The following is a 12086-nucleotide window of genomic DNA, read 5'->3' as shown; positions in this document are numbered from 1 at the left end:
CCATAGCTCCTAATTAGTGATAAATGCTTGCTGGATGGGCCTTTCTTATGTTAAAATTGACAGAGAAAATGAGGTAATGTATGAACGTAATGAATGAAATTCTTGAAAAGATTCAAGCTTATGACACGATTATTATCCACCGCCATCAGAATCCGGATCCGGATGCGATTGGTAGCCAGGTGGGCTTGCGGGATCTCCTGCGTGCGCAATTCCCTCAAAAGCGGGTCTTGGCAACTGGCTATGATGAACCGACCTTGACTTGGCTTGCTGAGATGGATGAGGTCAAGGACGAGGACTATGCTGGAGCTTTGGTGATTGTCTGTGATACGGCTAATACTCCCCGCATCGATGATAAGCGCTATACGAATGGTGATTTCCTGATCAAGATCGACCACCACCCAAATGACGATGCTTATGGCGATCTGCTTTGGGTCGATACTGAGTCTAGCTCTACCAGTGAGTTAATCGCACTTTTTGCTAAGGAATTGGATCTTGAACTTCCTGTGAGTGCTGCGCGTCTTCTCTATGCTGGGATTGTCGGCGATACTGGTCGCTTCCTTTATCCTGCTACTTCGACTCGGACCTTTGAGATCGCTGCAACTCTTCGAAGCATTCCCTTTGATTTTACAGCCCTTGCTCGTCAGATGGATACGATCAATCTCAAAACAGCTAAGCTTCAAGGCTATGTCTATGACCATCTTGAGATCGATGAACATGGTGCTGCGCGTGTGACCTTGACACAAGAGCTCTTGAAGAAATTCGATCTACGTGATTCAGAGACTGCTGCGATTGTTGGGGCTCCTGGGCGCATTGATACCGTGTCTGTTTGGGCTATCTTTGTCGAGCAGGCCGACGGTCACTTCCGTGTCCGGATGCGTAGCAAACGAAAGGTGATCAACGAAATTGCCAAACGTCATAATGGTGGTGGCCATCCACTAGCCAGTGGAGCCAACTCCTACTCTCTTGAGGAAAACGACCAAATCTACAAAGAGCTACAAGAAGTAGCTCGCACGAACGAAGGCTGAGAACCGATTCTCAGCCTTTTTATCTTGGTCACGGGGTATTCATTTGTGGTAGCGATTCTTAGCTCTTTCTTGCCATGGGCAAGCCTGAATGCTGGAAATTTTGGTTCATACAGCTGGAATGGCCTTCGCGGAGATGGATGGTTTGTTATTATCTTCGCAGTCGTTGCGATTGTCCTTGCTTGCTTGAACGATGTAAAATCTTCACTACCAAAAGGTTTTGCAATTGGTGTTATCGTAGCAGGAGCTCTCTCAACTATCGTAACATTGATCGATGTCTTCGGTGTGAACAAGTACGCTGTTGACTTCAATGGTTATGGCGTTTCAATTGGCTTTGGTTTGATCCTTGCTTTAATCGCATCAATCGCTATTGTTGTAACTGGTCTCTTGGCGATGTCAGGTGGTAAAATCACTAAAGGAACATTCGAAGAACTTGCTGAATCTGGTAAAGGATTTGCCCAATCTGTTGGACGCGTGACAACTTCTACTGTAAAAACTGCTGTAAATGAAATCAAAAAAGAAACACACGAACACACTGAGGGACAAGCTGATCAACCAGTGGAAGCACCAAAAGATCCAAATCAATCTGAACAATAATAAAATTATCATCACCTTGGCTTAGACAGGGTGATTTTTTTGATCATTAATTTAAATAAAATTAGTGAAAATACTTGTCAAGATCCTGGAAATTTGGTAAACTAGCTTAGTAACAATCTATGGCTCGGAAAGAGACCATGGCAGAAAGGAAATATTGCAAAATGAAAAAAGATATCCATCCAGAATATCGCCCTGTTGTCTTCATGGACACTACTACTGGTTACAAGTTCCTCAGCGGTTCAACTAAGTACTCTAGCGAAACAGTTGAATTCGAAGGTGAAACTTACCCATTGATCCGTGTTGAAATTTCATCAGACTCACACCCATTCTACACTGGACGTCAAAAGTTCACTCAAGCAGATGGACGTGTGGATCGTTTCAACAAAAAATACGGTCTCAAATAAGAACCAACACAGAACCACTTCCCTTTCGGGAGTGGTTTTTTTGATATCTGTTTCTTTTATTGTGAACGCACAAAATAAGAGGTTAGGATGTTGATCCCAACCTCTTTTTTCATCTTAATGGAATTGCATACCACCATCCACGATAATGGTTTGACCTGTGATGTAGTTTGAGTCAGGTCCAGCAAGGAAGCTGACAGCCGCTGCTACATCTTCTGGTTCAGAAAGACGTTTCAAAGTGATATCTTTAGCGAATGTTTGCATACCCCATTCGTCATCTTTACCTGCGTTCTTACCAACTTCATGGGCAATGTCAAACATCATTGGAGTCTTGACGATACCTGGTGCGTAGGCATTGACAGTGATGCCTGAATCAGCCAAGTCACGCGCCAAAGTCTGTGTGATACCACGAACTGCAAATTTAGTACCACCATAAACAGTCAAGTTTGGATTTCCGACAACACCTGCTTGTGAAGTTGCATTGATGATTTTTCCGCCATGGCCAAGCGCTTTGAATTGAGCTTGTGCAGCTTGAGCACCCCAAATCACGCCACCAACGTTAATAGCAAATGTATGTGTAAATTGTTCTTCTGTAATTGTATCAAGTGGTGTAGTTGGCGCAACACCTGCATTATTTACGACAACATTCAAATCTCCAAAATGGTCAACAACCTTTTGGAAAGCTGCAGCCACTTCTTCTTTTTTAGATACATCAGCAACAACCGCAAAAGCATTTTCAGCCGATAACTCAGCAACTGCTTTTTCAGCTGTTTCAGCATTGTAGTCCAATACTCCAACCTTAAAGCCATCTTGCACCAAGCGTTTTGCGATTGCAAAACCGATTCCTTGACCAGCACCTGTGACAATAGCTACTTTAGACATATGATTCCTCCTTGGTATCAACGATACCAGCAAACGTTCCTATCAGAACAGCAAGGGTTGACAACTAGTTTTGATGGGGTCTATTATAAATTTCCGACAAAACTATGCTAACAGTATACTCCTTTGTGAAAAAAGTGTCAAACTCTGGCCTGTTATTTTTTAAAAAAAGTTTATTTATATGATATTTTTATTTAGTGATAAATGAACGAAAGCGTGAAATAGAGTAAAGCTTTTAGCCAAACAGATAACTGTTCTATTCTGTAAAAGCTACATAAAAAGCCTTCTTTCGAAGGCTTCTCTTAAACTATTCGTTTGATGGGTCCCTTTAGTCATCAGATTCCGCAAATACTTGAGTGGCTTTGACTGCTTTCTTCCACCCCTTGTACAGCTCTTCCTTTCGGGATTCATTCATCTTGGGTTCAAAGATTTGGGCTGCTCCATGAAGAGATTTTAATTCTTCCAAGTCCTTCCAATAGCCTACGGTCAGACCTGCTAGGAAGGCTGCTCCTAAAGCCGTTGTTTCCAGGTTTTTCGCGCGGGCAATCGCAATCCCAAGAATATCTGCCTGAAACTGCATTAAGTAATCATTTTTCGCTGCCCCTCCGTCTACTTTTAAGACAGGGATAGGAGTTTTTGCATCTACCTGCATGGTGTCGATGATATCGCGTACTTGATAGGCAATGGATTGAAGGGTTGCCTTGATAAAGTCTTCCTTGGTCGTTCCCCGGGTAAGCCCAAAGACAGAACCACGCGCCTCTTGATTCCAATATGGTGCTCCAAGACCAGTAAAGGCAGGGACCACATAGATTTCATCCTGGTTCTGAGACTTCAGAGCGTAAGCTTCAGATTCAGGAGAACTGTCGATCATACGCAGACCGTCACGAAGCCATTGAATGGCACTTCCAGCGATAAAGATAGATCCTTCAAGGGCATAGTAGACCTTACCATTAATCCCATAACCAATCGTCGTCAGCAAGTTGTTTTCTGACAACTGCATCTCCTCACCCGTATTCATGATGATGAAAGATCCAGTCCCATAAGTATTTTTGACCATCCCAGGTTCAAAGGCCAATTGGCCAAAGAGGGCAGCCTGCTGGTCCCCCGCCATTCCTGCAATCGGCACTTGTCCACCGTAGAAATGGAAAGGCGCTGTCTTGCCATAGATTTCAGAGTTTGACCGCACCTCAGGAAGCATGGCTTTAGGAATGTTGAGGATTTCTAAGATTTCATCGTCCCATTTCAGTTCCTTGATATTGTAAAGCATGGTACGGGCTGCATTGGAATAGTCTGTCACGTGGGCAGCTCCATCCGTCAGCTTCCAGACCAACCAAGTATCAATGGTTCCAAAAAGTAATTCGCCCTTCTCCGCAAGCTCTTGCGCCCCATCAACATGGTCCAAAATCCAACGGACTTTAGTCGCTGAAAAGTAGGCATCGATAACTAGACCTGTCTTTTGATGGAAGGTTTCTACATAGCCTTGGTTTTTAAGTTCTTCAGCCAGTGGAGCAGTTTGCCGTGATTGCCAGACAATGGCATTGTAAATAGGAAGCCCCGTGTTCTTATCCCAAACAACTGTCGTTTCTCGCTGATTGGTAATGCCGATCGCCTCTATTTGATTGGGCTTGATGCCACTTTCAATAAAAACCTCAGCAATCACCGACTGCACCGAGTTCCAAATTTCATTGGCATTGTGCTCCACCCAACCAGCCTGCGGAAAAATCTGAGTGAATTCCTTTTGACTAGAGCTGACTTGCTCGCCTTTTTTATTAAAAATGATAGCCCGCGAACTAGTGGTTCCCTGGTCAATCGCCATGATGAAAGTTTCTTGAGACATAAACTGCCCTCCTGAATTAGGTACTTAAAAATCTTGTTCTTTCATAAACTAGTATACTCTATTTCATCATGGATTTGTATCCATTTTTTAAAGAAAATTCGGTCTAACATTTTCCTAGTACTTCCAGCTCTATCAGACCAAGCAAAAAGAGCCCCGAGGCTCTTTAAACTAGTAGTTCAAATGCTTATCAAGATCTGCTCTGATCTAACCGATTTAAGAACTCCATGGTAGGGCTGTCTTGGTAAAGTTCTTTGAGAGGAATCTTCTGATAGACAGCTATTTCGTCCGCAGTCACACCGTAACGAATTAATAGATCATAAATACGATTTAAATCATGTCGTAATTCATCCGTTATGAGGACATTATCGCTGGTTTCTTTTGTTTTCCAATAATAAGATGGCAGCACTTCCTTGGTTTCTATTAAAATAGTTTGCAATAAAGTTCCCCCATGACTATCCTTCTGAGAGATATCTGCTCCAAGTTCTAACATTTTTTTAAAAACCTTGAAGGATTGGTCAGCCTTTTCCTTAGACGAATACATCTCATATTGACCATTCCAACGTTTGATCATGCGCCTGCAGTCAAATACAGCTCTTCCACCGGCAGTTTGGATAACCGGTTGACAAAATGGATTCAGCTCTGTAGGTTCTTCAATAAAGTTAAGATCTGCCCCTCTATCAATAAGTAAGTCCGCAATATCTAAATGTCCCGATTTAATAGCGACTTGAAGAAGGGATTGGCCTTGATCTCTTTTAGGTTTGTCACCCGAAACAGCATTGACTTCTTCAGGCTTTTTATCCAATATCTGACGGACTCCCTCTATATCTCTTCTTCGCAATAACTGAAAGGTTTTTTGCATGGTCTTTCCCCCCTTACCTAGTAAATAAATATCAGACTGTGTTAAAACTATGGTCCTACCTCTAGTTTCTTCGTTAAACTGATTATACCATTTTATGGACTCTACATTGAAGTCCTAAAGGGTGAAGATGACAGACTCTCACAGAAAGAGGTTAAACTTTATTTTTCCGATTTTCGTATTGCTACTAGCCAAGAGGATACTAGGATTTCGAACATAACCAGAAGGATAATCTGAGGAAGAGAACTCTGAACCAGCATAAGGACAGCTAGACTATCAATCAGCATGTGAGCGAGGATACAAGGAACAGCACCTTTCGAGTACTCCTTGAGCGCTCCAAATAGGAAGGTATTCCCTAAAATCATCAGGTAAAAGATGAGATAGTTGGACGAACCTGCTGTAATCCAAGGGAGTTGATAGATAGGAATATGCCAGAGGAACCAGACAATGGAAAGAAGCATCATTTTAGGTATAAAGTGCTTACTAAAGGAAAGATGATCTTGTAAAAACCAACGCCAACCGACTTCTTCTAGACCGCCATATAATAATGTCCAGGGGAAATAAAGGAAGAAGGCCAAGAGGGAGTTCCCAGTAAAGCGAACATTCATGAGCAGGATGGAAATCCCATAATAAATGACGGGGATGAAGAATGCTAGGATCCAGGATAGGGGACTTTCTTTTTGAAGAAAGACCTTTTTGAAAAATTCACCCAAGGAGTTGACTTCACTCAACACCAGAGAAAAAACAGCCGCCACAATCATGGGAATCAAGTTCATTAGGATAAACAGTAGTGAGGCACCCAAACTACTCCTATCTGGGAAAAAGAAAAGGATAACTTGACCTACTAGAAAAGTAGCAAGGAGGGCAGTCAATGCATACCAGATAGCGACTGATTGTTTTGAAATAAATTTGCTCATTTTTCTTCCTTTACAGTTACATACTTCTTTCTTGCAATCCAGATTGCTAAACTAATAATAAGAATTTTACTGACGATAGATAGCCATACCTCTTCATTCACTAGAATCTGAGACAAGGAATTGATACAGGCATGGGTCATGACACTGAGCCATAAATTTTGCGTTTTATGATACAAGGCCGATAAGATAAAGCAGTTAATTAGCAAACCTACTAGAAACGGAAGCAACTGAATGACACCTAAAGAACCATCAATGTAGAAGTATAACAGATGCCAACTAGACCAGGCTAAAAAGGTGATTAAAGTAGCTGAAAGATACGGTATTTTTTCCTCCAAAGTTGGCTGAAAGAAATAACGCCAGCCAATTTCTTCAACTCCACCAAAAAGAAGAGCCTTAAAAAAGAGTACTACTGGCAAGACCAACGATTGAGTGGTTATCTTACCACCAAAGATAAAGGGGAAAAAGTCGAGCAGCAAGAAAACGAGCACTAAACAATAATTAGATAAACTGTCTTTGACTTGAAAAAAATCTTTGAGAACTTGTTTGAAACTAGATTGATGGTAGCCAATACTAGCAAGACTCCCCCAAAAAGCAGATGATAAGCCAGCTAAAGCAACAGCGATGATCCCCAATGATGATGTAAAATCAACCTTGACTCCTCCTGCTCTTAAAAAACAAACCAGAAGGCTGACTCCTAATACTTGACCAAAGGTCCCTAACAAATACATAGATAGGGCTTGCTTTCTATTCATTCGCGATTCCTTTTTCTTTCAATTAATTACCAGTGCTATCTACCTTAAACCCATACCTACCTGCATTTCGTTTGAGCTTGTCCACTAGCTCTTCATTCCGCTTGCTTTTTCCAAAAAAGAAGGGAATAGTCTTTCCATTTCTAAGCTCGATATAAAAAGCATAGCGAGCCCCACCACCAGATCGTCCACGAAAAATTGCATAGGTGATTTGCTTGATCTCTTTCAGTGGGATCCTGCGACGACTGAAACACAGAGCAACATGGATATAGAAGATTTCACGGTTAATATGGAAGGGCGCAAAGAAGGGACCACCACTACGTCTCGCGATTGCCCTTCTTCTCAAGATAAGGAGAAGAGTGAAAAAGAGCAAGAAAACTAGCACATATAGAATTGGAGCATACTCCATCATCTTTCTAAACTCTAACACGCTGTCTTTCATCTTCTACTTCATCTCTACCCATTTTTCATTGTCCATGATAAAGGGCTTAGCTAGACCTTCGCCTGTGTAGTCCTGGTATTTGGTCTCCAAGTATTTGTAAACATCTTCCTTGGTCGCAAATTTGATGGCTTGGTAAGGCTCTTCAAAGGTTAGCTTTTCAACAAAGAGATAGCCGTCCTTTGCAGGAACCAAGACACCGACGTGGCCGACAAAAAGGGTATTTCCGTCTAGGTTATCATGAACGATAACGGAAAGCATGCGTGCATTTTCATTGAACTTGAAGTTTGAAAAATACTCTTCCATCTTCTTGGCATGGACTTTGACATCCGTTGTCGCCTCTGTCGGAACCCGTGAATACAGAATGTTAAAAACTTCCTTGTCTGCCTCATCGAAGATCTTCCCTTTGTCAATGGCATCATTATCCACGAACAAGAGTTCACTATCCGCTTTCATCTTAGGAATCTCGATGCGATTCTTCAGCAAGGTATAACTATTGATCCGGCAGTTGGTCCCGACAAAATCGCCCTTCTGCTTGGTCCATAAGTCACTGATCTTCTCGACATTGTAGTCTGTTTTCTTGAACTTGCTGAAGTCACCCGTCAAACCGACCGAGCCGACAATGCTATCATAGTCCGTTACTAGACCAAGAAACTTGTCTACACTCTCCTGATCCAAATAAGCAGACAAGAGAGTGCGCACTTCTTCGACACTAGCCTTGCTATTGAGGTTGCTGTATGTTCCCTTGTAGTGCTCCTTGTCTGAACTAGATTTCTGCACAGTGGAAGTTTCCTTCTTTTCCTTGGATTGCTTTTGGTTGGTCCCACAAGCTACTAAAGCAAAGATCGCCAAAGCACAGCTAGTAAGGAGCATGATTTTTTTAGATGGTTTCATAGATTGGTTCCTTCTCTATTGATTAAAATATTTGTACCATAAATTTTTCATATTGATAATCCTTCTCCTATATTATAGTTTAAAACTGGCTTTGCTCCAACTATTTTTTACGAAATGAGAAAAGTTAATAAACAGCAAAAAGAGCTGGCAAATTGTCCAGCTCTTCAATATGTTATAAAAATCAAAATTAAAACTATTGTTTAATTCAACCAATCTATTTTTGCATGTTCTATTGCATACTCAGCTTCTTCTTGAGTAAATTTTCTATTTTCAACAAGTATTTTTAATAGCCTTTCTTTCGAAATGTTGCCACCGTTTGAAGAAGATTCTGCTTCTTTCACAGCGTTCTCCTTCCAATCGAAATGAACATGTTCTATGGCATAATCAGCCTCTTCTTGAGTAAATTTGTCAATATTTATAAGTTGCTCAACCAATTTATTTTTCGAATAATGAAACTCTTGATATGATTTTGCTCTTAAAAGTGCTTGCTCTTTCCAGTCTACATTAAGCTTATTTAAAGCGTACTGAGTAGCATCCTCTGAATAGCTGCTGCCATACTTAGTAAGATAAATTTTAATTTGCTCCTTCGATAAATGCTTTTTTGACCAAGATTTAGCTTCTTCATATGCATATGTATAATCTGGATCTAGTAAAGTTGGAGGAAATAGTCTTTTCATAAACATATTCATTAATGATTCTAAATCATCCTTATTTTTTCTATCACTTGAAGAAGCGTATTCTTGTTTTGATGATTCTAAATCATCCTTATTTCCATCACTTGAAGAAGAGTATTTTTGTACAGGATTAGTCAACTGTGATCCTGAACGTGAATTTATCCATTTATTATAACTTATTTGATACTCAATTGCCATCAGAGCTAGCATTCCTGCAAATAATCCAAAAATTGTAAAAATAAATATCAAAAATTTTTTCATAATGACTACCTTTACTTGTTTTTTTCCAATGGAATCTTTCATCCTCTTGAACTACATTCATTAGTATTATACCATGAAATATTGTTCATTTTTATTTACTAGTGTAAAAGTCTCTATGCTAGTAAATAAAAAAGTGACTGCATTTCAACTGCAATCACTCGTTCAATGTGAGATAAAAAATAATAAAGGATTATTTAATCTTGTGTTTGTTCATCTTTTCTTCAAAGATGGCTGTCATAATCTTGCGGAGCTCTTCTCCTTCTTTTTCAGGAAGGTCCCCTTGACGTTTAGCCACGGCATAGAGTTCAGGGGATTGCTTGGCTACACGCTCAACTGTCTTGGTCGTCGCATGCCCTCTGACAAAGAATGGAATACGTTTGATCCATTCTTGCGGGACTAAAGCGAGCAACTTCTTCGCCGCTTCTTTATCAGTAATCTCAGCTGTACTCAAACCTTGGTTGATTTGTTCTTGTTCTTTTTCTGTAAAATCTTTTAATTCCATAGTAAATTCCTCATTTGTTTATCTAAGGACACATTATACACCTATGTAGTGAAAACTACAACTAAAGGAACCGAAAAATAGAGCAAGGGCAAGTCATCCCTCACTCTATCTCTTAATCGTAAAATCTTATGAAGGATATTAATTTCCGATTTACTGTGGAGCATCACCCTTTTGCTTTAAATAATAGTCACTTGCCTCAGTTAGTTTTTTATAATAATGATCGTAACTCTTACTAAATTGTCTAATCAGCGGAATAGCGACCTCATAGTAGTGATGGTCCATCAAAAATGTTTTCAGTTGATCTTGAATATTTTTCATTGGACTTGTTTTGTAATCATCACTGTTCAAATAGCGATCATAAATAGAAATTGTGTCCTTATTTTCATTATGCCACTTTTCATTACTTTCTATCGTAGCTATTTTAGATTCATCAGCCTCTTTTAAGTTCTTCAAATCAATAGTAAAATTATTGTTTAATTTAACCAATCTACTTGAGCATGTTCTATTGCGTACTCCGCTTCCTCTTGAGTAAATTTTCTATTTTCAACAAGTATTTCTAATAACCTTTCTTTCGAAATATTGCCACCGTTTGCAGAAGATTCCGCTTCTTTCACAGCTTCCTCTTTCCAATCGAAATGAACTTTTTCTATAGCATAGTCAGCCTCTTCTGGAGTAAATAGATCAACATCTACAAGTTGCCCAACTAACTTTTCTTTTGAATAATGAAACTTTTGATATGATTTTGCTCTTAAAACAGCCTGCTCTTTCCAGTCTATATTAAGCTTATTGACAGCGGACTGGGAAGTATACTCTGAATACCTGCCATACTTAGTAAGATAATTTTTAATTTGTTGCTTCGATAAAGGAGATTTCTCTGACCAAGATTTAGCTTTTGCATATGCCCTTGTACTTACTGGTACTAGTAAATTTTCTTTCGGTTCTGGAAAGCTTGATCTATGATGAGCCGCTTCATAAGCTCGAATATATTCATTATATATCATAGCTAACATTCCTAACATCAATCCAAACATTGTAAAAATAAATATCAAAAATTTTTTCATAATGAATACCTTTACTTGTTTTTAGTCTAATTTGTTATTTTGTGCTTAATAAAACAATATTGTCACTCAACACTAGGAGAATTAACTTCTCCAGTCACTCAAAACAATTCCTATAGAATCCTTCAATAACGGTTTTATTAATCCCTGTTTAAATATAGCAACTCATTCTTAATGATGTTAAAAAATGAGTTGGTTCCATAAAAGACTCAACATTTGTGACAGGACCACCAGGCAATGTCATTCCTTGCCTAGACTCTTTCTCACGATCCATAACAAGAACTCTATCGCCGTCTCTTACCATACAAAGATTTGTGAATTCTAGAGTCTCATTCATAGCCCTATTTCCTAGCTATGTTTCCATTTTTTCTTATCGACAGCCTAACATTTCATCCTAGTCACCTTTTAGTTGCACTTGCGTATGGGCTAGCAGGTCTCCTAGATGCCTCTTATCATTTCTAAACATTGTCATTGCCAGTAGCAAAACTGCGAGTAGAGTTGCTGAAAACGAGAGGATAATGGATAACACATCAAAATCACTATAGAAACCATGAATCGTGCCCATATGACCGAGTTGCCAAGGTAAAAATTTGATGACATTTCTAATCAAGCTAGCCTGCACTGTTTTTTTCTGGTAGACCAATTCAAGTCCCGCTTTTACCTTCCCAAAACTGCCACCATTTTTATAATCAAAGAATGTGAAAAGGAGCGTGATTGGCAAAATAGAGGTGAAAAATACAAGCCACTGCGACTGAATTTCTGTAAACTCTGGGACACCATTAAAAAAGATGATGTAAATAAGCATCGAACCTAAAAACAGAAGAACTAGGTAAGCTAAAATGAAAAGATAATCAAACAGAAATTCTGTCATTCTTTTTTTTAACGAAATAGGATTGATTGCTAACATCTTCATCACCGTCTCCCCCCTTCTCATCTCCTATTATAATATAAGGGTGCGAATAAAGATACTATTTATAAAAAGAAGCCCGCAATCTCTCGA

The 12086-nt window shown here is 39.6% G+C and carries 15 protein-coding genes; 3 read left to right on the top strand and 12 right to left on the bottom strand.

Going from position 1 to position 12086, the window contains the following annotated elements; all coding sequences use genetic code 11:
* Nucleotides 1–80: 80 nt before the first annotated feature.
* From M1G14_RS02510 to M1G14_RS02500, 3 genes are all read left to right on the top strand, one after another.
* The gene (locus M1G14_RS02510) at nt 81–1025 is read left to right on the top strand and encodes a DHH family phosphoesterase (protein ID WP_049474861.1); all 945 of its coding nucleotides are present in this window, start codon (nt 81–83) and stop codon (nt 1023–1025) included.
* A 45-nt stretch (nt 1026–1070) separates the two neighbouring features.
* A complete protein-coding gene (locus M1G14_RS02505) occupies nt 1071–1619 on the top strand; it encodes a lantibiotic ABC transporter permease (RefSeq protein WP_239682951.1) in 549 nt (182 codons plus the stop codon).
* 161 nt (nt 1620–1780) lie between these two features.
* Nucleotides 1781–2023 carry a type B 50S ribosomal protein L31 gene (locus M1G14_RS02500; RefSeq protein WP_003016441.1) on the top strand — a complete coding sequence of 81 codons (243 nt, stop codon included), beginning with the start codon at nt 1781–1783 and terminating at the stop codon, nt 2021–2023.
* A 114-nt stretch (nt 2024–2137) separates the two neighbouring features.
* Here the strand turns inward: M1G14_RS02500 and M1G14_RS02495 are convergent, their stop codons facing one another.
* The 12 genes from M1G14_RS02495 to M1G14_RS02440 all read right to left on the bottom strand — a co-directional run bounded on the left by M1G14_RS02495 (nt 2138) and on the right by M1G14_RS02440 (nt 12020).
* Nucleotides 2138–2902 carry a (S)-acetoin forming diacetyl reductase gene (locus M1G14_RS02495; RefSeq protein ID WP_049483164.1) on the bottom strand — a complete coding sequence of 255 codons (765 nt, stop codon included), beginning with the start codon at nt 2900–2902 and terminating at the stop codon, nt 2138–2140.
* A 325-nt stretch (nt 2903–3227) separates the two neighbouring features.
* The gene (gene glpK, locus M1G14_RS02490) at nt 3228–4736 is read right to left on the bottom strand and encodes a glycerol kinase GlpK (protein ID WP_049483166.1); all 1509 of its coding nucleotides are present in this window, start codon (nt 4734–4736) and stop codon (nt 3228–3230) included.
* Nucleotides 4737–4923: 187 nt separating this feature from the next.
* The gene (locus M1G14_RS02485; RefSeq protein WP_049483168.1) at nt 4924–5595 is read right to left on the bottom strand and encodes an ankyrin repeat domain-containing protein; all 672 of its coding nucleotides are present in this window, start codon (nt 5593–5595) and stop codon (nt 4924–4926) included.
* 158 nt (nt 5596–5753) lie between these two features.
* Nucleotides 5754–6509 (bottom strand): CPBP family intramembrane glutamic endopeptidase, encoded by a 756-nt coding sequence (locus M1G14_RS02480; RefSeq protein ID WP_049523031.1) that lies wholly within the window; start codon nt 6507–6509, stop codon nt 5754–5756.
* Nucleotides 6506–7261 (bottom strand): CPBP family intramembrane glutamic endopeptidase, encoded by a 756-nt coding sequence (locus M1G14_RS02475; protein WP_049483172.1) that lies wholly within the window; start codon nt 7259–7261, stop codon nt 6506–6508. The genes M1G14_RS02480 and M1G14_RS02475 overlap by 4 nt, the downstream gene beginning before the upstream one ends.
* A gap of 22 nt (nt 7262–7283) precedes the next feature.
* Nucleotides 7284–7700 (bottom strand): hypothetical protein, encoded by a 417-nt coding sequence (locus tag M1G14_RS02470; protein WP_247926246.1) that lies wholly within the window; start codon nt 7698–7700, stop codon nt 7284–7286.
* A 3-nt stretch (nt 7701–7703) separates the two neighbouring features.
* A complete protein-coding gene (locus M1G14_RS02465) occupies nt 7704–8591 on the bottom strand; it encodes a DUF4300 family protein (protein WP_049483176.1) in 888 nt (295 codons plus the stop codon).
* 200 nt (nt 8592–8791) lie between these two features.
* Nucleotides 8792–9568 carry an Ltp family lipoprotein gene (locus M1G14_RS02460; RefSeq protein ID WP_229099231.1) on the bottom strand — a complete coding sequence of 259 codons (777 nt, stop codon included), beginning with the start codon at nt 9566–9568 and terminating at the stop codon, nt 8792–8794.
* A 148-nt stretch (nt 9569–9716) separates the two neighbouring features.
* Nucleotides 9717–10028 carry a hypothetical protein gene (locus M1G14_RS02455; RefSeq protein ID WP_049485929.1) on the bottom strand — a complete coding sequence of 104 codons (312 nt, stop codon included), beginning with the start codon at nt 10026–10028 and terminating at the stop codon, nt 9717–9719.
* 150 nt (nt 10029–10178) lie between these two features.
* The gene (locus M1G14_RS02450) at nt 10179–10514 is read right to left on the bottom strand and encodes a hypothetical protein (RefSeq protein WP_003006842.1); all 336 of its coding nucleotides are present in this window, start codon (nt 10512–10514) and stop codon (nt 10179–10181) included.
* The gene (locus tag M1G14_RS02445) at nt 10502–11089 is read right to left on the bottom strand and encodes an Ltp family lipoprotein (protein WP_049483180.1); all 588 of its coding nucleotides are present in this window, start codon (nt 11087–11089) and stop codon (nt 10502–10504) included. The genes M1G14_RS02450 and M1G14_RS02445 overlap by 13 nt, the downstream gene beginning before the upstream one ends.
* A 391-nt stretch (nt 11090–11480) precedes the next feature.
* Nucleotides 11481–12020: an RDD family protein gene (locus tag M1G14_RS02440; protein ID WP_049483183.1), complete on the bottom strand. Its 540-nt coding sequence runs from the start codon at nt 12018–12020 to the stop codon at nt 11481–11483.
* Nucleotides 12021–12086: the final 66 nt, after the last annotated feature.

The sequence above is a fragment of the Streptococcus parasanguinis genome (assembly GCF_023109675.1).
Lineage (GTDB): Bacteria > Bacillota > Bacilli > Lactobacillales > Streptococcaceae > Streptococcus > Streptococcus parasanguinis_I.
Note: the sequence above shows the minus strand (reverse complement) of the source record. Positions and strands in the feature narration are given on the sequence as shown.